Source organism: Kocuria sp. NBRC 114282 (assembly GCF_030268385.1).
GTDB classification, from domain to species: domain Bacteria; phylum Actinomycetota; class Actinomycetes; order Actinomycetales; family Micrococcaceae; genus Kocuria; species Kocuria palustris.
The window spans coordinates 332,802-353,280 of sequence record NZ_BSQO01000002.1; the positions used below are offsets into that span (position 1 = coordinate 332,802).

Annotated in this window: 16 protein-coding genes and 1 pseudogene; 11 read left to right on the forward strand and 6 right to left on the reverse strand. The window is 69.5% G+C overall.

Going from position 1 to position 20,479, the window contains the following annotated elements:
• Positions 1-325 precede the first annotated feature (325 nt).
• The 3 genes from QSJ40_RS05200 to QSJ40_RS05210 all read left to right on the forward strand — a co-directional run bounded on the left by QSJ40_RS05200 (position 326) and on the right by QSJ40_RS05210 (position 4,261).
• The gene (locus QSJ40_RS05200) at positions 326-1,009 is read left to right on the forward strand and encodes a CpaB family protein (protein ID WP_006215307.1); all 684 of its coding nucleotides are present in this window, start codon (positions 326-328) and stop codon (positions 1,007-1,009) included.
• On the forward strand, positions 1,006-2,589 hold the full coding sequence (locus tag QSJ40_RS05205) for a CpaE/TadZ family protein (RefSeq protein ID WP_006215306.1): 1,584 nt from the start codon (positions 1,006-1,008) through the stop codon (positions 2,587-2,589). Before QSJ40_RS05200 ends, QSJ40_RS05205 begins: the two co-directional genes overlap by 4 nt.
• A gap of 64 nt (positions 2,590-2,653) precedes the next feature.
• Positions 2,654-4,261: a sensor histidine kinase gene (locus QSJ40_RS05210; RefSeq protein WP_006215305.1), complete on the forward strand. Its 1,608-nt coding sequence runs from the start codon at positions 2,654-2,656 to the stop codon at positions 4,259-4,261.
• Between the two features lie 16 nt (positions 4,262-4,277).
• On the opposite strand, the gene QSJ40_RS05215 is transcribed toward QSJ40_RS05210, so the two are convergent.
• Complete coding sequence (locus QSJ40_RS05215) at positions 4,278-4,526, reverse strand: WhiB family transcriptional regulator (protein WP_006215304.1); 249 nt, start codon at positions 4,524-4,526, stop codon at positions 4,278-4,280.
• 372 nt (positions 4,527-4,898) lie between these two features.
• Between QSJ40_RS05215 and QSJ40_RS05220 the strand changes: the two genes are divergently transcribed.
• The 5 genes and pseudogenes from QSJ40_RS05220 to QSJ40_RS05240 all read left to right on the forward strand — a co-directional run.
• A complete protein-coding gene (locus tag QSJ40_RS05220; protein ID WP_285729392.1) occupies positions 4,899-5,333 on the forward strand; it encodes a hypothetical protein in 435 nt (144 codons plus the stop codon).
• Between the two features lie 217 nt (positions 5,334-5,550).
• Positions 5,551-6,738 (forward strand): UDP-galactopyranose mutase, encoded by a 1,188-nt coding sequence (gene glf, locus QSJ40_RS05225; RefSeq protein WP_006215302.1) that lies wholly within the window; start codon positions 5,551-5,553, stop codon positions 6,736-6,738.
• The gene (locus QSJ40_RS05230; protein ID WP_006215301.1) at positions 6,735-8,750 is read left to right on the forward strand and encodes a glycosyltransferase; all 2,016 of its coding nucleotides are present in this window, start codon (positions 6,735-6,737) and stop codon (positions 8,748-8,750) included. Before glf ends, QSJ40_RS05230 begins: the two co-directional genes overlap by 4 nt.
• Positions 8,751-8,882: 132 nt before the next feature.
• Entirely contained in the window at positions 8,883-9,752 is an 870-nt protein-coding gene (locus tag QSJ40_RS05235) for an ABC transporter permease (protein ID WP_006215300.1), read from the forward strand.
• Between the two features lie 5 nt (positions 9,753-9,757).
• A pseudogene (locus QSJ40_RS05240) lies at positions 9,758-10,522 on the forward strand (ABC transporter ATP-binding protein); the annotation flags it as partial.
• A 279-nt stretch (positions 10,523-10,801) separates the two neighbouring features.
• On the opposite strand, the gene QSJ40_RS05245 reads toward QSJ40_RS05240, so the two are convergent.
• Positions 10,802-11,707, reverse strand: coding sequence for an alpha-hydroxy acid oxidase (locus tag QSJ40_RS05245; RefSeq protein WP_006215298.1), 906 nt, complete (start codon positions 11,705-11,707; stop codon positions 10,802-10,804).
• Here QSJ40_RS05245 and QSJ40_RS05250 point away from each other — a divergent pair.
• On the forward strand, positions 11,700-11,966 hold the full coding sequence (locus QSJ40_RS05250; protein WP_006215297.1) for an FCD domain-containing protein: 267 nt from the start codon (positions 11,700-11,702) through the stop codon (positions 11,964-11,966). The genes QSJ40_RS05245 and QSJ40_RS05250 overlap by 8 nt on opposite strands.
• A 15-nt stretch (positions 11,967-11,981) precedes the next feature.
• On the opposite strand, the gene QSJ40_RS05255 is transcribed toward QSJ40_RS05250, so the two are convergent.
• The gene (locus QSJ40_RS05255; RefSeq protein ID WP_040561240.1) at positions 11,982-13,328 is read right to left on the reverse strand and encodes a CoA transferase; all 1,347 of its coding nucleotides are present in this window, start codon (positions 13,326-13,328) and stop codon (positions 11,982-11,984) included.
• Positions 13,329-13,446: 118 nt separating this feature from the next.
• Between QSJ40_RS05255 and QSJ40_RS05260 the strand changes: the two genes are divergently transcribed.
• Entirely contained in the window at positions 13,447-13,950 is a 504-nt protein-coding gene (locus QSJ40_RS05260; RefSeq protein WP_204782950.1) for an FBP domain-containing protein, read from the forward strand.
• A 799-nt stretch (positions 13,951-14,749) separates the two neighbouring features.
• Here QSJ40_RS05260 and QSJ40_RS05265 read toward each other — a convergent pair.
• The 3 genes from QSJ40_RS05265 to QSJ40_RS05275 all read right to left on the reverse strand — a co-directional run bounded on the left by QSJ40_RS05265 (position 14,750) and on the right by QSJ40_RS05275 (position 18,848).
• A complete protein-coding gene (locus QSJ40_RS05265; RefSeq protein ID WP_006215294.1) occupies positions 14,750-15,061 on the reverse strand; it encodes a putative quinol monooxygenase in 312 nt (103 codons plus the stop codon).
• 7 nt (positions 15,062-15,068) lie between these two features.
• Positions 15,069-15,617 carry a type 1 glutamine amidotransferase domain-containing protein gene (locus QSJ40_RS05270; RefSeq protein ID WP_062949524.1) on the reverse strand — a complete coding sequence of 183 codons (549 nt, stop codon included), beginning with the start codon at positions 15,615-15,617 and terminating at the stop codon, positions 15,069-15,071.
• Positions 15,618-16,166: 549 nt separating this feature from the next.
• Positions 16,167-18,848: an excinuclease ABC subunit UvrA gene (locus QSJ40_RS05275; protein ID WP_285729406.1), complete on the reverse strand. Its 2,682-nt coding sequence runs from the start codon at positions 18,846-18,848 to the stop codon at positions 16,167-16,169.
• Positions 18,849-19,073: 225 nt separating this feature from the next.
• On the opposite strand from QSJ40_RS05275, the gene QSJ40_RS05280 reads away from it, so the two are divergent.
• The gene (locus QSJ40_RS05280; protein ID WP_285729408.1) at positions 19,074-20,267 is read left to right on the forward strand and encodes an alcohol dehydrogenase catalytic domain-containing protein; all 1,194 of its coding nucleotides are present in this window, start codon (positions 19,074-19,076) and stop codon (positions 20,265-20,267) included.
• Positions 20,268-20,479: the final 212 nt, after the last annotated feature.

Genomic DNA, 20,479 nt, shown 5'->3' on the forward strand with positions numbered 1-20,479 from the left:
CTCCTGAGATTCCGGGGTCGGGGCCAAGGCCGGCTGCGGCCGTGGACATTGTGCCATCCAGTGCGCTGACGTGGGCAGAGGCTGTGGATGAGCCGCCTTGAGGCGGTTCGCCCCCGGATGATGCGCACTGCCGTGGAGAGGCATGCAGTTCGTGCCGTCTGAGCGCAGTTGAAGTCATCGAGTCGTCCACAGTTCCAGTCGAGGTCTCCCGGGCGGGCCCTCGCCGGGTCACGATGAGCACCGGATCGGTCCGCTCGCAAGCGCGCATGGCCGATCGCAGCGCCACGGACGGCCCGCGGCGCTGTGCCGAGTCCAGGAGGCGAACGTGCTCAGATCCGGTTCGACCACGACATCCCGAAGCGCCTCGGGCGCCTCGAGCACCGCGACGGCCGGACGGCTGCGTCGTCCCGGCTGGCGCGAGCCGCGGCTGCTGGTCGGGCTGGGGCTCGTCGTGGTGGCGATCGCCGCCACGACCGCCACCGTGACCTACGGCGATGCCACGGAGTCCTTCGCCGTGGCCGATCGGGATCTGGAGGTCGGTCAGACCGTCACGGCCGAGGACCTGCGCACCGTCGACCTGCGGCTGGAGTCCACGGGCGAGCAGTATGTGGCCGGGGCGCAGCAGCTGCACGAGGGCTCGGTCGTGCTCCAGCGCGTTCCGGAGGGGCAGCTGATCCCCACGGAATCCCTGGGGCGGCAGGAGGACATCGACCGTCGTCCCATCGGGATCCCGCTGGCCACTCCGCTTCCGTCGGGAACCGAGGCCGGGGACCACGTGGACATCTGGGCCTCCCAGCGCGATCGGACCGGCGGGCGGTGGGACGAACCGGTGCAGATCCTGGAGGGGGCGGAGCTCGCCGGCGTGGAGGAAACCGCCGGCGGGCTGGCCGCTGACGACGACGCCACCGCCCAGGTACTCGTGGACTCCGCGGACGTGGAGGCGGTCGTGGGGGCGCTGTCCGGCGAATCCAGGATCACGCTGGTGCCGCACCTGGGCGGCGGACGATGAGCCTTCCGCTGGCCTGCCTCGGCCAGCAGGCGGATCTGCTCGGACAGGAGGTCGACCGGTTGCACGGGCCGGTGACGCTCGTGCGCCGCTGCGGGGACCTGGTCGAGCTGCTGGCCGTGGTGCGCTCGGGCCTGGCGCTGGCCGTTCTGGTGGACGCCGATGAGCCCGAGCTGACGGCACCGGCCCTGGATGCGCTGCACCGCGACGGCGCCGTGGTGGCCGTGGTCGTCCACGAGCCGCTCGTCGCCGTGCTCGACGGGGCGGAGGCAGAGGACGCGCCGGATGACCGCCTGGCCCACGACGCCCACGATCCTGCCTCCGATGCCATCGACTGGCAGCGCCTCGGTGCGCTCGAGGTCCCTGCCCAGCTTCCGGCGCGACAGATCGCCCAGCGCCTCCTGGAGGCTGCTGAGGGGCCGCGCTTCCGCCCCGGCGATCCGCCGTTGATGCTCGGCTGCGACGAGGTCGTGGGCGTCGTCGACCCTGGCAGGGGCGCGCCCGGGCAGTCCGAGGGAAGCGGCAATCGGCTCGATCCCGATCATGAGGATGCAGAGGCAGCATGGCACCGCCTGCTCGAGGAGCCCGAGCAGGCGGTGGGCCTCGACGCTTCGAGCGGTCTGCCTCCTCGAGGGCGCGTGGTCGTGGTCTGGGGACCGCACGGCTCCCCGGGTCGGTCGACGGTGGCGATCAACCTGGCGGCGGAGCTGGCCCAGCAGGGCGTGGAGACCACCCTCGTGGACCTGGACACCTGGGGCCCGTCCACGGCGGCGCTGCTGGGGCTGCTCGATGAGACGGCCGGCGTCGCCCTGGCCTGTCGAGCCGCGGACCGGGATCGGCTGAGCCCGGAGGCCCTCGAGCGGGCGGCCGTGGAGGTCCAGGTGGGCCGCGGCCGGCTCATGGTGCTGACCGGGATCACGCGCCCCGAGCGCTGGCCTGAGCTGCGCGCCGGCAGCGTGCGCCGGCTGCTGCGCGCCTGCCAGCACATGCCCCGGGCTCTTCAGCTCGCCGACGGCTCCCGTGCCGCCCCGTCGCGCGGGCCAGCGCCGGTGATCGTGGTCGACGTCGGGGCGAGCCTGGAGGAGGACGAGGAGCTGGTCTCGGAGATCGAGATGCCGCGGCGATCGGCGGCCACCACGGCCGCGCTGGCCGAGGCCGACCTGGTGCTGGCCGTCTGCTCGGCCGAGGTGCTCGGGATCCCGCGTGCGGCCCGGGCGCTTCCGGGACTGCTCGAGCTCACGCCGGCCCCGGTCATGCTCGTGGCCAACCGGGTGCGACGCTCTGCCGCCGGAAGCTCGCCCCGGGCCGCCCTGAAGGAGGCATGGGCGGCCATCGGTGCACCGGGGCAGTGGGACGCCCACCTGTCCTGGGAGCCGAAGACCGTGGATGCGGCGGCCCTTGCCGGCTCCGTGCTGGCAGAATCCGCGCCGTCGTCGAGCCTGCGCGCGCAGCTGCGCGATCTGGCCGGCTCGGTGCTGCGCCGCCTGGACGGAGATCTGGGCCCTGAGCAGGATGCGGAGGAGATCGAGGACGTCCGCGGAACCCGTCTGGGACGGGCCGTGGGAGGCTGGCTGCGCCGGTGATAGCCTCGAAGCCACGATCCTGTGCGGGCAATGCCGCCCGCTGCAGCGGAAGGAGCCCGAGCGCGTGTCCCTCGTCGAGCTGAGCAGCCGCGATGGATTCTCCGAGGAGGCCGTCGAGCACCTCCATCTGCTCGTGGGCGAGTGGCAGATGCTCGCCGATCTGGGCTTCGGCGATGTCCACCTGACCTTCCCCGATCGCAGCTTCGAGCCCGCTCCGGGCGCCATGCGCCTGCCGGCTCGCGACACGGACTTCCTGATCCTCGATCACGCCCGGCCGGGGACCACGCAGACCCTTTTCCCTGCTGACCAGATCGGCCAGCATCTCGGCCCCCCGCTCAGCGCTCTGCTGCGCGAGATCTGGGGCACTGCCGGTGTGAGCTCCCACCGCAACACGGGCCAGCGGCTGCTGCCGGGGCTGGCTGCCGACGTCCAGGCCTTAGTGACCACCGTCGTCTTCGACGGGCAGCCGATCGCGCTGCTGTCGCTGATCTCGGAGCGCAGCATCGGGACCACGACCTCTCCGGGGGAGCAGAGCTATCGCGAGGTCGCCGCTCAGCTGATGCGCATGGCGGGGACGGGGCAGTGGCCTCAGGCCGGCACCCAGCCGTCGCCCCGGCGCGGCAATCCGCGCGTGGGCGATGGCGTCATCAGACTGGACCAGGACGACCGCGTCTCCTTCATGTCCCCCAATGCCGTCTCCGCGGTCGCCCGACTGGGCGCCGGGGAGGCCGCGCTCGGGCAGCGGCTCACGGAGGCGCTGGGCTCCGGAGCCTTCGCGGGGGAGCAGGTCGACGAGGGCCTGATGGGCGTGCTGCGCGGTCGGGTCCCCAGCCACGCGGAGGTCCGCCGGGGCCGCGTGGTCGTGATGTTCCGCTCGGTCCCGCTGTCCGAGGACGGTCAGCGGGTCGGTGCGCTGCTGCTGTGCCGCGATGTCTCCGAGCTGCGTCGGCGCGAGCGCGAGCTGTCCTCCAAGGACGCCGCCATCCGCGAGACGCACCACCGCGTGAAGAACAGCCTGCAGGCCGTGGCGGCCATGATGCGCATGCAGTCGCGCCGCGCAGACAGCCCGGAGGCCCGGCGCGGGCTGTCGGAGGCCATGCGACGGCTCGAGGCCGTCTCGGCGGTGCATGAGACGCTGTCGCACACTCCCGAGGGCTCGGTGGACTTCGACGAGCACTTCAGCCGCCAGATCCGTGCGATCGCCGAGCTGGCCGCCACCGGGCAGACCGTGCGCACGCGCGTCACGGGGAGGTTCGGCCGGCTGCCGGGTCAGCAGGTGACGGCCATGGCCCTGGTGCTCAACGAGATGCTCACCAATGCCGTGGAGCACGGGCTGAGCGGTCGCGACGGCACGATCGAGGTCAGCGCGCAGCGCCGTGATCCGGACCCCTCGACCTGCCGGGAGGCTCGCGCCGAAGGCCGTCCGGTTCCGTGCGCGGAGCTGGTCGTGACGATCGCCGACGACGGCGTGGGCATGGAACCCTCCATGAGCAGCGGACGATGGTCGGCCGATGAGCCCGAGGGATCGTCGATGCCCTCCGCGGGGCTGGGGAGCCGGATCGTGCGCAGCCTGGTGCTGGGGGAGCTCGACGGATCGGTGAGCTGGCGCCCCGGAGACGACACCGGCACGGTCATCGAGATGACCGTGCCGGTGTACGAGGCCTCGTCGTGACGAGGCGATGAGCTGATCAGGAAGCGCGGCGAGCGCGGGCGTTGCGGCGCTTGAGGGAGCGGCGCTCGTCCTCGCTCATGCCGCCCCAGACTCCGGCGTCCTGGCCGGAGGACATGGCCCACGAGAGGCATTCGTCCATGACGTCGCAGGTGCGGCACACGGCCTTGGCCTCCTCGATCTGGAGCAGGGCCGGGCCGGTGTTGCCCACGGGGAAGAACAGCTCGGGGTCCTTCTCGAGGCAGGCTGCGTGTGAACGCCAATCCATGACGATTCGACTCCTTTCAGAAGGCACGCGACGGCCGGGAAGGGGCAATGCCCGGCGAGGTGAGGGGTGCCCTGGAGGGCGGGTGACAGGTCGTCAGCGACCCGTTCAAGATTTCCTCTACTTTTCCATGTGAACCGCACGTGAACAAGGGATTGGGACATTCGTCACACACCTTCCGGACGGGGATCTCGGGGGTGAATTCCCGAATCCCCGAAGGTTTCCTGAAGCCCGCTGCGAGCGCCGATCACGCGGCCGGGTCGTCGGGCGGGATCGGCCTTCGTGGACGTGGTCGGTGCCCTGCGGCGATACGCTGATGCGGCAAGGAGCCGCGCGAGTCCGCGGCTGCCCCGAAGACCCATCCAGGAGCTGCCCGTGGCATCCGCCGGTCACCGAGACACCGCCGAGGCCGCTCGGCCTCTGCGCCCCCAGGCCCTCGTGCCCCTGGTGATGATCGTGGCCGCCGAGTCGGTGGTGGTCTTCGCCGGCGCGCTCTGGATGCTCTCCGGGCTGTTCACGGGCCACGCCGCCTCCGCGGTCACCACGCTGATGCTCACCGTCCTGCTGGCAGTCGGAGGGCTGTGGGTGGCGCGCACCTCCATGGCGCTGTGGGCTGGCAGGCGCTGGCCCCGTGCCGCGGCGCTGACCTTCCAGCTGTTCGCGATGATCATCGCCGTGGCGATCCTCCTGCCGCTGAGCCGGTGGCTCGCCCTTCTCGTGGCGGCGGCCGCCCTGGTCGCGGGCGGCTCCCTCTTCCGCCAGGACGTCGTGGACTGGACCACGCAGGACGTCGGGCCGGATCGGCGCTGACGGTGAGTCTCCGTGGTCCCGCCCAGCCCGTGAGCAGTCCGTGACCGGTCGCACGGCCGGGTGTGGCAAGCGCCTCATCATGCGCGTCCCACAGGAGCTCCCAGGATCGCTCCGGTACCGTGGGGGCCACGCCGACCGGTCGCGCTGCGTCGCGCCGGGTGAGATGTGGTCCGTCGCCCGAGCAGGTTCGGAAGCGGACCGGAACGGGAGAGACTGTATGAAAGCTGACCTCGTGGTCGTCGGATCGGGCCTGTTCGGGCTCACCGTCGCCGAGCGCGCTGCGGATGAGCTGGGCCTGAAGGTCGTCATCCTGGACCGCCGCTCGCACATCGGAGGCAATGCCTACTCCGAGAAGGAGCAGCGCACCGGGATCGAGGTGCACCGCTACGGCGCTCACCTCTTCCACACCTCGAACGAGCGCGTGTGGGAGTACGTGAACCGGTTCACCACGTTCACGGACTACGTGCACAAGGTGTACACGCGCCACAACGGCGAGGTGTTCCCCATGCCGATCAATCTCGGCACGATCAACCAGTTCTTCCGCTCGGCCTACTCACCGGGCGAGGCCAGGGAGCTGATCCGCGAGCAGGCCGGCGAGCTGGCGGGCACCGACCCGCAGAACCTCAACGACAAGGGCATCCAGCTGATCGGACGCCCCCTCTACGAGGCGTTCATCAAGCACTACACGGCCAAGCAGTGGCAGACCGCCCCCGAGGACCTGCCCGCAGAGATCATCAAGCGGCTGCCCGTGCGCTACACGTACGACAACCGCTACTTCAACGACACCCACGAGGGGCTGCCGACCGACGGCTACACCGCCTGGCTCGAGCGCATGGCGGATCATCCGAACATCGAGGTCCGGCTGGACACCGACTTCTTCGACGACTCGCACGAGTTCTCGAAGTCCAAGGTCGTCGGCCAGGTCCCCGTGATCTACACCGGCCCGGTGGACCGCTACTTCGACTTCGTCGAGGGCGATCTGTCCTGGCGCACGATCGATCTGGAGGAGGAGGTCCTGGAGATCGAGGACTTCCAGGGCACTTCCGTCATGAACTACCCGGACGCCGACGTCCCCTTCACCCGCATCCACGAGTTCCGCCACTTCCACCCGGAGCGGGACTACACCAAGGACGCCACCGTGATCATGCGCGAGTTCTCGCGCTTCGCCGAGAAGGGCGATGAGCCCTACTACCCGGTCAACACCACGGTGGACCGCGAGAAGCTGCTCGCCTACCGCGACCTGGCCGCCGGCGAGTCCTCGGTCCTGTTCGGAGGGCGGCTGGGCACCTACAAGTACCTGGACATGCACATGGCCATCGGGTCGGCGCTGTCCATGGTGGACAACAAGATCGCCCCCCACTTCCGGGGCGGGGATCGGATCACGAGCGGAGGCATCGACGCGTGAGCGAGCAGAACGGCAGCACCGGCGCCGAGCAGGACGCCCAGGGCTTCCTGGGCCGGATCACCAACGCGCCGTCGTCGTCGCAGGGCTCCCTGCGCGAGGTGGCCCGGGTGGTCCTGCCCGAGGCCAAGGATCTCGACGCGCTCCCCCTGTACGTCGACGGGCCGCTGAGGAAGGAGCGCTCCTCCGGCTCGTCAGACGAGGTCGCCGAGCACCCGGACGACATCCTGAGCCGGCGCTCCATGCGCATCCGCTCGGGGCGCCGCGTCTCCTTCGGCTCGTACTTCAATGCGTTCCCAGCCTCGTACTGGCGCCGCTGGACGGTCGCCGAGAAGGTCGTGCTGTCCGTGGCCACCACCGGCGCCGGCTCCCTGATCGTCTACCGCTCGAACGCCCGCGGCATCTCCCAGCGCGTGGAGAACGTGCGGCTGCCCGGCGGCTCGCAGACCAGCGAGTTCGACCTCACCCTGGCGCCGTTCGGCGACGGCGGCTGGTACTGGTTCGACCTGATCGCCGATGAGGAGGGCATGGTCCTCGACTCGGCCGCCTGGTCGGTTCCGGACACGGCCCCCCAGGGGACCGTGACCCTGGGCGTCACGACGTTCAACCGCCCGGACTACTGCGTGAACACGATCCGCACGATCGCTGAGGCCGACGGCTTCGACGACGTCCTGGACGAGCTGATCATCGTGGACCAGGGCAACAGGCTCGTGGAGGACGAGGACGACTTCGCCGAGGCCGATAAGGCCATGGGCGGGAAGCTGCGCATGATCCGCCAGGGCAATCTGGGCGGCTCGGGCGGCTTCTCCCGCAACATGTACGAGGTCGTGCAGGGACGCGCGGACGGCTCGGCCTCCGACTACGTCCTGATCCTCGACGACGACATCCTCCTGGAGACCGAGGGCGTCCTGCGCGCCGTCGCCTTCGCGGACTTCTGCCGCACTCCCACGATCGTGGGCGGGCACATGTTCGACATGTACAACCGCCCGGTGCTCAACGGCTACGCCGAGGTCGTCGACCGCTACCGCTTCCTGTGGGGCCCGATCGAGCATCTGGGCGGCATCGACTTCTCGGAGGCGGGCCTGCGCTCGCGACCGAACCTGCACCGCCGCTGGGACGCCGACTACAACGGCTGGTGGATGTGCCTGATCCCGCGCAAGGTGCTGCAGGACGTCGGGCTGTCGCTGCCGGTGTTCATCAAGTGGGACGACTCCGAGTACTCGCTGCGCGCCGCCGAGGCCGGGTACCCGACCGTCTCCCTGCCCGGGGCGGCCGTGTGGCACGTGTCCTGGATGGACAAGGACGACGCCGTCGACTGGCAGGCCTACTTCCACGAGCGCAACCGCCTGATCGCGGCCCTGCTGCACTCGCCGTTCCCGCGCGGCGGGCGCATGGTGCGCGAGTCCCTGGCCGTGGACACCAAGCACACGGTCTCCATGCAGTACTACGCCGCAACGTGCGTGCTGATGGCCATCGAGGACGTCCTGCGCGGCCCCGAGGGCCTGCACGGGATGATCGGCACCAGGATGCCGGAGATCCGCTCCCTGAAGTCCGAGTTCTCGGACGCCCAGTTCAGCCAGGACCAGGGCGCGTTCCCGGCGGCCAAGCGGCGTCGTCCGCCCAAGCGCCGAGGCCTGCCCAGGCCGCCGGCCTACTGGCAGCTGCCGCCGTGGGCGGTCAAGACCCTGCTCAAGCAGACGGTCCTGCCGGTGCGCGAGCTGGCGCAGAGCCATCCCGAGGAGTGGGTCGCCCACCAGGACGGCAAGTGGTACCACTTGGCCACCCTGGACTCGGCCGTGGTCTCCAATGCCGACGGCACCGGAGCGGCCTGGCACAAGCGCGACCCCAAGGCGGTGCGCGAGCTCACCGCCCGCAGCGCCAAGCTGCACGCCGAGCTGCTCTCGCGCTGGGACTCGCTGTCCGAGCAGTACCGCGAGGCTCTGGGCGAGATCACCTCGCCCGAGGCGTGGGCGAAGACCTTCGAGGACAACCCGCCGGTGGACGTCCAGCGCTGATCCGCGGCGCATGACCGATCCACCACGACGACGGGCGCAGCGGCGCACCCAGCCGCTGCGCCCGGCGTCGTCGTGATCCCAGCGCACGGCCGCCCCAGCGCCGCAGTGCGCGCACTGACGCAAGGAGCAAGGATGAGCACGACAGCGCCGGAGCTGATGACACCCGGCAAGGGACGCGGACTGCTGGACGTCTTCCGGAACCGCTATCTGCTGAGGCTGCTGGTCGACAAGGAGATCCAGGTCCGCTATCGCGGGACCGTGCTGGGCCTGGTGTGGTCCTATCTCAAGCCGGCCGTGCAGTTCTTCGTCTACTACATCGCGATGGGCATCTTCCTGGAGCTCGAGAAGGGCCTGGAGAACTTCGCGATCTACCTGTTCTCCGGGATCGTGCTGATGAATCTCTTCGGGGAGATCTTCGGCAATGCCTCGCGGTCCATGACGGACAACGGCGGGCTGCTGAAGAAGATCTACCTGCCGCGGCAGCTCTTCCCGGTGGCCAATCTCTTCGTGGCCCTGGTGCACTTCCTGCCGCAGCTGCTGATCCTGCTCATCGCATGTCTGGCCGCAGGATGGCACCCGGGGCCCAAGCAGTTCCTGTGCATGATCGCCGGATTCTTCATCGTCGCGATCTTCGCCCTGGGCCTGGGACTGATCTTCGCCACGCTCAACGTCTTCTTCCGCGATGCGGAGAACTTCGTGGACCTGATCCTCATGGTCTCCACGTGGGCGTCCCCGGTGCTCTACCCCTTCACCATGGTCGAAGACAAGCTGCCGCAGTGGGTGTACTACATCTACTTCGCCAACCCGCTGACCGTGGCCGTCGAGCTGTTCCACTACGGGTTCTGGTTCGCCTCAGTGGAGCTCGAGCAGCCGCGCTGGCACGTGGCCGATCACCTGATGACGTTCTGGACCCCGTTCGCGCTGCTGGTGTCCGTGGCTGCCGTGCTCGTCGGCGATCGCATCTTCCGCCGCTACGAGGGCAACTTCGCCCAGGAGCTCTGATCCCCATGACCGCTCTTCCCTTCAAGAAGCCCGGTGCCGTCTTCACCGAAGACTCCGTGGCCATCCGCGTGGATCACGTGGTCAAGTGGTTCACCCTGCGCCACACGCGCTCCATCAAGGAAGCCGTGCTGTGGATCCTGCGCGGGCGCAAGAACGACCTCTCGGACAAGTTCAAGGCCCTCGACGACATCACCTTCGACATCCACGACGGTGAGACCGTGGCGCTGCTGGGCTTCAACGGCTCGGGCAAGTCGACGTCGCTGAAGATGATCTCCGGGGTCATGCACCCCGATTCCGGCAGCGTGGGCACCCGTCGCAAGGTGGCCGGCCTGATCGAGGTCGGCGCCGGATTCCACCCGGATCTGTCGGGGCGCGACAACGTCTATCTCAACGGCGCGATCCTGGGTATGGACAAGGAGGAGATCGACGCCAAGTTCGACGAGATCGTGGCCTTCTCCGAGATCGGCGAGTTCATCGACACGCAGGTGAAGTTCTACTCCTCGGGCATGTACCTGCGCCTGGCCTTCGCGGTGGCGATCCACACCGACCCGGAGGTCTTCCTGGTCGACGAGATCCTCTCCGTGGGCGATGAGCCCTTCCAGAAGAAGTGCATCCGGCGCATCAAGGACCTGGTGCGCCGCGGCAAGACCCTCGTGGTCGTCTCCCACGACCTGGACCTGATCATGGACATCTGCGAGCGCGGCATCGTGCTCGAGCACGGGAAGATCGTCTTCGACGGCTCCTCCGTGGGCGCGGTGGCCATGCTGCGCGATCGCCCCGTCGAGGAGGTCCAGCGGGAGCAGAACGAACGCGTGGAGCGCCGCCTGCACTGGAAGCGCGTGGACCGGGAGAAGGCGGCCGATGAGGCCGCCGAGCGCGGGCAGGCCTACGTGCCCGAGTATGACCCCGAGCTCGACGACCCCGCAGATCTGGACGACCCCTCGAAGGTGCGCCGGACCAAGGGCCTGTGAGGAACGAGGGTCGTGCAGGCGCACTGAAGGGGGCCGGTCATCCGACCGGCGCCCTTCATCGTCTCCTGAGGTCGAGCCTCAGGCCCCTGTGATGAGACCCGGGTGCAGCTCGTCGACCGTGGCCACCCCCAGCAGGTGCATGGTCACGCGCATCTCCTGCTCGAGCAGCTCCAGCGCGCGCTCCACGCCCTCCTGCCCGCCGGCCATGAGCCCATAGAGATACGCGCGACCGATCAGCGTGAAGTCCGCCCCCAGGGCCAGGGCGATGATCGCGTCCGTGCCGGAGAGGATGCCCGAGTCGTAGATGATCTCTGCGTCCGGGCCGAGGGCCTCGCGGATGCGCGGCAGCGCACGCAGCGGCTGGACCACGCGGTCGAGCTGGCGGCCGCCGTGGCTGGAGACCACGACGCCGTCGGCGCCGGCGGCCACGGCCCGCTGGGCGTCCTCGACGCCGAGCACGCCCTTGAGGAAGAGCTTCCCCGGCCAGACCGAGCGGATCCATTCGAGGTCCTCGAAGTCCAGGGTCGGCTCGAACATCGAGTTGATGACCTCGGGAAGGGAGGCGCCGCTGCCGGAGAGCGAGGCGAAGCTCAGGGGGTCCGTGCTCAGGAAGTTCAGCCACCATTCCGGGCGGTAGGAGGCATCCAGCACGGTGGACAGGCGCAGCTTGGGCGGGATGGTCATGCCGTTGCGGGTGTCGCGCAGGCGGAGTCCGGCCACGGGGGTGTCGGCAGTGACCAGCAGGGTGTCGTAGCCGGTCTCCCAGGCGCGGCGCACCAGCTCCTCGGAGGCGCGGCGGTCCTTCCAGAGGTAGAGCTGGAACCAGCGTCGTCCCTCGCCGGAGACCTCGGCGACCTGCTCCACCGAGCGGGTGCCCATGGTCGAGAGGCTGAACGGGATGTCGAAGCGCCTCGCGGCGGCCGCCCCGGCGTCCTCGCCCTCGCTGTGCATGAAGCGGGTGAAGCCCGTGGGCGCGATGCCCACGGGCAGGGCCTCCGGCAGCCATCGACTGGCCGGCATCCTCGAGGGCCTGCATCACGAGATGGTGCGGGCGCACCACGTCCTGCCGCAGCTGCGCTGGCACCTCAGTGAGGAGATCGAGCTGCGGGAGCATCGCGAGATCCTGGCGGCGATCATCGCAGGGGACCCCGAGCGCGCCGAGGCGGCCATGCGCACGCACATGGACTCGATCCGCGAGTCCCTGGGAGCGGGACTGGGCGAACCCGGCACGTCGGCGGTCTGAGCCGACTCGCTGCCGTCAGGACCCTGGCGGCCGGTCCAGGAACCAGGCCTCGGAGCCGCCGTAGCGGCCCGGTCCCTGCGTGTACTCCACGCCGCGGTCGTCGAGCAGCAGCGCCGGCGGCACGAACTGGAGGTGGCCGTGCTCCTCGGTGCGCATGCTGCGCAGCTGCACGCGCGTGTGCCGCGGCGACCCCGTGGTCTGCGGGTGCTCCAGCAGCAGTGCGGCGGTGCGGGCCAGGGACAGGTGGGCGACGTCGGCGTGATCCGAGGCCAGCAGGGCTCCCACGGCGGCCACCACGCCCATGCCGGTGGCGTGGTCCAGCGCCTGAACGGGCAGGGCACCGGGTGCGCCGTCGGGGGAGCGGTAGAGGTGGGCGATCCCGGAGGCTGCCTGGACGATGCTGTCGAAGCCGCGCCTGCCCGCCCACGGACCGGCCGAGCCCCAGGCGCTCAGACGGACCACGCGCAGCCCGGGGCGCTCGATCACGGGCTGGTCGTCCTCCACGCCGAAGTGGGACAGCGTCCCGCCGCGGTAGCCGAGCAGCAGGACGTGGGCGTCGTCGAGCAGGCGCTGCAGGGTCTGCAGCCCGCGCCGATTGCGCAGATCGAGCACGACGCTGCGCTTGTGGAAGCCCGTGTCCAGGTGCTGCCCGCGCAGCTCGGGGATTGACGGCGGGTCCACTCGCAGCACATCCGCCCCCAGGGCACCCAGCAGCCGGGAGGCGCTGGGGCCGGCGATCACGCGGGTGAGATCCAGGACGCGCAGCCCGAGCAGGGGAGCGTCGCCGCCGCCCTCCGGCGGTGCCCAGCGACGCACCGGGATGCCGGAGGACTGGAAGCGCAGCCACGGGCCCCGCGCGGCGGCGCGGCCCGGGGTGCTGCGGGCCCAAGACTCGGGCGTTCGCACGGCGGCGGCCACCCCGCCGGCGTCGCGCACGCGCTGCTCGACCTCCAGAGCCTGACGACGGCTGAGCACCTCCGTCAGGCGACGCAGATCCGAGGCGCCGAGGGCGCGTTCGATGGCGCGGGCGTGGTGCGGGTAGTTGCCGTGCAGGCGCACCCAGCCGTCGGCGGTGGCATGGAATCCGGACAGCGCTCCCGCGGTCTGCGGACGACGGCCGTTGACGCGCAGGTGGGAGATCGAGGCGAAGGAGGCGGCCACTCTCTCGGCATCCACCGAGAGGTCCCGCCCGGTGAGATGCGACAGTCCCGTGGCGGCGGCCTGCGCCGAACCCAGGGCCAGGCCCTCCACGTCCAGGGGTCCGCACCACCACAGGCGCGGACCGCGGATGGCGGCCGCCTGGGACGGGTCGAGGCCGACGGCGGCGGCGAGATCGCTGAACAGCGGCGGTACGGCGGCCATGGGCACAATCTATCGTTCGCTGTGCTCCCGGTCACAACTGCGGGGGCTGTGATACCTTCGGCGCCGCCCTGCGGGTGCTCCGAGCACCCGTCCCTCCTTCCGCAGAGAGCCGACCCCCGTGCACGCCCACTCCGAGTCCGAGATCCGCAAGAGCTTCCTGAACTGCTCCAAGGGAGCCGCGCAGCGCCTGGCGGTGCCGAAGGATCTGGACCAGATCGACTGGGACGCCCAGATCATCCTGGGCTGGACCGATCCCAAGTCGCCCAAGGCCGCTTACCTGGTGGTCGAGACCGACGACGGCCTGCGCGGGCTGGTGATGGAGAAGTCGACGCTGAAGGGCAACGGCGGGGCGCGGATGTGCCAGCTGTGCCTGACCCTGCACACCTCCACCGGGGTGTCCATGTTCTCGATCCAGCGCTCAAAGTCGGCCAAGGACCGGTACAGCAGCGTGGGCACCTACATCTGCACGGACCTCGCCTGCAGCGACTACACCGTGGGCCGGCGCAAGCCCGACGGCGTGCGGCAGATGGAGGAGACCCTTTCCCTGGAGGAGCGCTCGCAGCGCACCCTGGAGAACGCCCAGGGCCTGGTGCAGAGGGTGGCGCAGAGCCTGGGGACGTGATTCCCCAGGCGACTCCCGGAACGGACGATGAAGGTCGCGCCGTTCTCGTCGTCAGAGTCGAGCCACTCGACGACCTCCTCTCCCAGCCCCGCGGCGATGGCTTCAGCGGTCTCGCGCCATGAGGTGAGCTTGGCGATCGCCAGGTGCGGCTGCGAGGTGGAGAAGGAGGCTCGCGCGGCGTCGATCAGATCCTGAGCGCATCGAGCTCGGTCGTCGTGGTCAAGCGCGAACATCCAGGGGTACTGCGACGTCATGGGGACTGCCGCATGGATAGGTCAAACTGTCACCTGATCGTGCGGCAGTCCCCATGTCGTGCGTTCTCGCACGATCTGTCGGAGGTGCAGTGCTGTGGCCTGCGGCACGACCATGAGGACGCGGGCCGGGATTCGCGCGAAGCTGTCCGATTCCTCAGCTCGGCGGGCATCTCTCAGAGACCGACGAGTTCGCCGCGCTCGTGCCGAGCCAAATGGCGGAGCAGCAGCCGATCCGTGCCCAGCGACGATCGAATCGCGTGCCGAAGACGCTCGAGTGGGCGAAGAGTAGGGCCCGGGGTGTCGCGTCGAAGTGGTCGGCACTGCTCGCTGATCAGGCCTGTCACGAGATGCCCGGCGTGGATTTCAAGTGAATCCGGGGCGACTTGGCGGTCTGGGTGCCCCGCTGAGGGGACCATCGGCCGCCAGCGGGCAGCGCAACTCGCACGGTCCTGGACGGGACACCCCGGGAATCGGCTCCACAGCCGTGGCCACGGCTGTGGAGCCGATTCCCGGGGCGCACCCCAAGGTCAATCGACGCTGTTTCTCTAGGAGGTCTCGCCGGGCAGCTTGTACGCGATCACGTCGACGTTCTGGATGCTCGGTTCTGTGCTGAACAGATCTGCTCCCTGTGCAGCGAGTGCCTGACCGACGCCTCCGGAGAGGTGGGTCTGGCGGGCCTCGTCGTCGGGGAACACGTCGAAGATCCCGAAGGTCGATTCGTCGAACTGCAGAGCGAACCAGGCCCGCGTACCCTCCTCCTGCTCGACGATGGGACGGGCGCTGCGGAGGAAGTCCGCGACGTCCTGCTCCTTCCCGGGCTTGGCGTGCACGACGACCGACAATGCAGAGTTGATCATGGTTTCCTCACTTGTCCTGGCTGAACAGCTCGACCATCGCGGCGTTGAAGGCCGGGAGATCCTCGGGCGAGCGGCTGGTGATCAGGTTCCCGTCGCGCGCCACCTCTTCGTCGACGACGTTCGCTCCGGCATTGCGCAGGTCGGTGCGGATGCTCGGGTACGAGGTCAGCGTCCGACCCTTCGCGACACCGGCCTCGATCAGCGTCCACGGTCCGTGGCAGATCGCGGCGACCGGCTTGTCGGCGACCATGATGTCGCGCACGAATCCGACGGCGTCGGTATCCACGCGCAGCTGATCGGGGTTGACCGTGCCGCCGGGAAGCAGCAGGGCGTCGTACTCGTCGGCCGAGGCCGACTTCACCAGGGCATCGACCGAGAACGTCCCAGCCTCGTCCAGGTCGTTCTCGCGGGCCTTGATCTCGCCCTCGTGCAGCGAGAGCAGCACGGTCGTGGCCCCGGCGTCCTGAAGAGCCTGTCGCGGCTGCTCGAGCTCCACGCGCTCGACGCCGTCCGCGGCCAGGATCGCGATCCGCTTGCCATGCAATTCGTCTGCCATGTTCTGCTCCGTTCTGCGAGAGATGACGGCTTGCCCGTGGGGGCGAGCCGCACGATGTCCGTACCGGGCAGCGTGGTTCGGGTGCAGGACGACTCGGGTGCAGTCGTCGTTGCGCTCATCGGAGTGCCGGCAGGTGGTGGCTGCCGATTCTCGGGCCGGATCCTGGGAGACGGTGAAGAAGTTTCGGCCCTGTGGTCGACGATGACCTGCCGCGATCGACGGCTGTCGTTCTTCGCCGGGGCCTGGCCGAATGTGAGCGTCTGCCCCTCAGCCAGTGTAGACCTCGTACGTCAGGGACGGGGCGCACGTGGCCATCTCCTCCGGGACACCGGGATGCCGGGGGCACGAGGACGTCGACGCCGCCGCAGGACGTCCGGTCAGCGTCGTTCGAGGGTCACCGGTTCCCGACCTCATCCGCAGACGGGGCGGAGCGCCTGCTGACCGCGCGGGGAAGTCACACGGCGAGGGTCACCGATCAGGTGACGCAGCCTGCTCGTCCGATGCGCTCCCTGCGACGAGGTCATCGCCCTCGTCGCAGCCGTACGACGCTCACGTCCGGGAGGCGGCCTCCCGGAGCGCGGCCTCGAGGTACGGTGCCGACGCACCGGAGCCGGACGAGGCGACCTGCGCGGGCGTGCCTGAGGCGACCACCGTGCCGCCGTCGTCCCCCGCCCCGGGCCCGAGGTCGATGACGTGGTCGGCCACGGCGACGATGCGCATGTCGAGCTCGACCGCGACGACGGTGTTGCCTGCGTCCACGAGGGTCTGGAGATGCGTCACGAGCCGATCGGAATCGGCGCTGTGCAGCCCGGACGTCGGCTCGTCGAGGACGTAGAGGGTGTCCCCGCGCTGGGATCGTTGGAGCTCGGAGGCGAGCTTCACTCGCTGCGCCTCACCTCCGGACAACTCGGTGGCCGGCTGTCCGAGACGGAGATATCCGAGGCCGACGTCGACCAGCGCCGTGAGCGAGCGCATGATGTCGAACTCGCCCTGGAAGAAGTCGTGGGCCTCCTCGACGCTCATGGCGAGGATCTCCGCGATGTTGCGGCCACGCCAGGAGATCTCCAACGTGCTGGACTGGTAGCGGGTGCCGTGGCAGTCGGGGCACTCGGTGTAGACCGAGGGGAGGAAGAGCAGCTCCACCATGACGGATCCTTCGCCCTTGCAGGTAGGGCAGCGACCGCCGGTGACGTTGAAGGAGAACCTGCCCGCTTTGTACCCGCGAGCGCGAGCCTCGGGCGTCTCCGCGAACCTCCGCCTCACGTGGTCGAACAGGCCCGTATAGGTGGCGACGTTCGAGCGCGGGGTGCGACCGATGGGCTTCTGGTCGATGCTCACGACGCGGCGCACCCCGTTGACGTCGCCTCGGATCTCACCCTCGAGCTCGTCGGGCTCGTCCGACAGCAGGAGCTCGTCCCCGTCGGCGGCGTCAGCGTCCTCCGCCTCGTCTGCTCGTCCCTGTCGTTCGTCGAGCAGCGCGGGTAGGGCCTGGCTGACCAGGCTGGACTTGCCTGATCCCGACACTCCGGTGACGGCCGTGAACACCCCGAGCGGGAAGGAGATCGTCACGTCGCGCAGGTTGTTGCGCATGACGTGCTCGAGCTTCAGCCATCCCTGCGGCTCGCGAGGCGTCCGGTGGGGCAGGCCGCTGCCCCCGAAGACGTATCCGCGGGTGACGGACTCCTCCACCTCGGCGAGCCCTTCGTAGGGCCCGCTGTAGACGACGCGGCCGCCGCGCTCACCCGCGCCGGGCCCGATGTCGACCAGCCAGTCGGCGTGCCGCATCACGTCCACCGAGTGCTCCACCACGAACAGGCTGTTGCCCCGGTGCTTGAGCCCGTCGAGGATGCCGAGCAGCGCGCTGACGTCCTGCGGATGAAGCCCTGCGGAAGGCTCATCGAGCACGTAGACCACACCGAACAGTTCGGAGGTCAGCTGAGTCGCGAGCCGCAGTCGCTGTAGCTCCCCACCCGAGAGGGTGGGGGTGGTGCGGCTCAGGGAGAGATACCCCAGGCCGAGGTCGATGATGGGCCGCAGTCTGTTGACGAGTTCTGCGCCCAGGCGCGCTGTCGCGGCCAGCTTCTCCACCGAGTGGTTCGGCGTCCTGCGCACGTCGGGGGCTGCCTCATGGGCTGATCCGCCAGCGTCGACGCGCTGCTGCACAGCGTCGCGTCGGGCTGCCTCGTCCAGTGCCTGACCGGCAGTCTCGGTCCCGTCGAGATCGCCGGTGGCCCGCTCGACTGCCTCCTCGATCAACGTCGAGAGCTCCGCGAGGGGCAGCGCGGAGAGATCGGCGATGTCGAGGCCCTCGAAGGTCACCGACAGAGCCTGCGGCTTCAGCCGCTTGCCGTGGCAGGCAGGGCAGGGCGCGGCCGTGAGGAACTGTGCCACGCGCCGCTTCATCGACCCGCTCTTGGTGTTCGCGAACGTGTCCAGGACGTATCGACGAGCTCCTACGAAGGTGCCCGAGTAGGTCGGTTCGACGCCGGCCGCGGTCGCGGCCTGCGCCTCGGAGAGCGTGAGCCGCGAGTGGACCGGGACGTGCGGCGTCTCGTCCGTGTAGAGGATCCAGTCCCGATCCTCCTTCGGCAGATCCTTCCAGGGCACATCGACGTCGTAGCCGAGCGCGACGAGGACATCGCGCAGCTGATGACCGTGCCAGGCCATCGGCCAGGAGGCGATGGCCCGCTCGCGGATCGTCAGTGAGGGGTCCGGCACCATCATGTCCTCGGTGACCTCGTACACCCGGCCGATGCCGTGGCACTCCGGGCATGCGCCCTGCACGGTGTTGGCGGAGAAGTCCTCGGCGTAGAGCATCGGCTGGTCATCGGGGTAGTGGCCGGCCCGGGAGTAGAGCATGCGCACCAGCGAGGAGAGCGTGGTGATGCTGCCCACCGAGGACCGCGCGCTGCGGCCCCCGCGCTGCTGCTGAAGAGCGACGGCCGGCGGCATGCCCGTGATTGAGTCGACGTCGGGGACGCCTGCCTGGTCGATGAGGCGACGGGCGTAGGGGGCGACGGACTCGAGGTAACGGCGCTGGGACTCCGCGAACAGGGTTCCGAAGGCCAGGGAGGACTTTCCCGAGCCGGAGACGCCGGTGAACACCACCAGAGCGTCGCGGGGGACCGCCAGGTCGATGTCCTGGAGGTTGTGCTCGCGCGCGCCGAGCACCAGCACGTCGGGCTGAACGGGTGAGGAGTCCGACGATGCGGACCTGCGTGCTTCGACCATGCCGGCGAGACTAGCAACGCGTTCCACCGATCGGTCGGAGCATGGCCCGGTCCTCCACGGTCCACCTGCCCGTGGCGCCTGTCGCCGCAGCGGCGGCGGGCACCTCGGTGGAGGACGAGGTTCCTCCTTGGATATGCTCGACGAGAGCCGAGGCCGCGGGCCACGGGCATCCACATGACCGTGGCACTTCCGCGACCGGGCCATCCGCAACTGGAGGAGATCGTCATGGCAAGCAGCAACCGCGCCGTCGTGTTCCAGAACGTCAAGGACATGCGCGTCGAGACCCTCGACTTCCCGAAGCTCGAGATGCCGAACGGCAAGAGCGCCCCGCACGGCGTCATCCTCAAGATCGTCGCCACCAACATCTGCGGTTCCGACCTGCACATCTACCGCGGTTCCTTCCCCGTACCCCAGGGCATGGTGATGGGGCACGAGATGACCGGCGAGGTCGTCGAGGTCGGCTCCGACGTCGAGTTCCTCTCCGAAGGCGACCTGGTCTCGGTCCCCTTCAACGTCGCCTGCGGCCGATGCCGCAACTGCCGCGCCCGCCACACCGAGGCGTGCGAGACCGTGAACCCTGACGTGTCCTGCGGCGCTTACGGGTTCAACCTGGGTGATTTCCAGGGCGGACAGGCGGAGTACATGTTCGTCCCCTACGCCGACTTCCAGCTGCTCCGCTTCCCGGACAAGGACCAGGCCATGGAGAAGATCCGTGACCTCGCCCTGCTCTCGGACATCCTGCCCACCGCGTTCCACGGCCTCATGGAGGCCGGGGCGAAGCCCGGTTCGACCGTCTACATCGCCGGCGCCGGACCTGTGGGACGCTGCGGCGCCGCGGCGGCCCGTCTCCTGGGCGCTTCCTGCATCATCGTCGGGGACTACCATCAGGACCGGCTGGACCTGATGAAGAACAACGGCTGCGAGACCATCGACCTCAACCAGGACGTGCCGCTGACCGATCAGATCGAGGCCATCCTCGGCGAACCCATGGTGGACTGCGCCGTCGACTACGTCGGCAACGAAGCCCACGGGATCGGCCGCGAGGCCGAGGACATGAACCCGGCCCACGCCATCAACCAGGTCATGGACGCCACCCGCGCAGGCGGTGCCACCGGCATCGTCGGCGTCTACGGTCCCGACCCGTTGGCCTCCTCCAAGGCCGAGCAGGAGGGCACCTTCTCGCTCGACTTCGGCAAGGCGTGGATCAAGTCGCCTCGGATCTCCGGCGGCCAGGCCCCGATCATGCACTACAACCGTGAGCTGATGATGTCGATCCTGTGGGACCGCATGCCCTACCTCAGCGACATGCTCAACACCAAGGTCATCAGCCTCGACGAGGCCCCCGACGCCTACGCGACGTTCGACACCGGTGCCTCGGAGAAGTTCATCATCGACCCGCATGGCATGATCCCCGCCTGATTCAGGGATGTCATGCACCCGGCCCGCGATCGTCGCTCCAGCGACGGCCGCGGTCCGGTTCTGTGCACGGATCCTTCGACGATCCGGTCCTGGACGATGCCCGGGGCGGGCCTGGCGCCGGTGGGGCCGGCATGCCGGAGCTCAGCGGTGGTGACGAGTGCGCAAGGGCGTGATCGGGGGAGACGGGGCAGGTCGCTGCGACGCTCCTGACG